1 protein-coding gene is annotated in these 245 nt (G+C 35.5%); it reads left to right on the top strand.

Annotation, left to right across the window (positions count from 1 at the left end; translation table 11 throughout):
• On the top strand, positions 1 to 245 hold a 245-nt coding region (locus R0K30_RS23100; RefSeq protein WP_410613320.1), incomplete at both ends, for a hypothetical protein.

Below are 245 nucleotides of genomic sequence, written 5' to 3'. Positions count from 1 at the left end.
GTTGCTAGAGAAGAGCATGTTGATTATAAAAAGCGTTTAGAAGTTGCAAAAAATAGTTTTAATAAAGCTAAAATAGATGGAGTTAGAGTTGAGGAAGCTCAAAGTGAGCTTGAGGCTTTAATGGAGCAGCGAGACTTTATTCCAAATATGGATGTTGATGCTTGTGAAATGTTTCATCGCTGGGAAATGCAAGATTCACCGCCAGATTTACTTATAACAAACGTTAGCATGCTTTCTATAATGTT

This window comes from Bacillus sp. SIMBA_154 (assembly GCF_046536015.1).
Taxonomy (GTDB): Bacteria; Bacillota; Bacilli; order Bacillales; family Bacillaceae; genus Bacillus; species Bacillus pumilus_P.
Note: the sequence above shows the minus strand (reverse complement) of the source record. Positions and strands in the feature narration are given on the sequence as shown.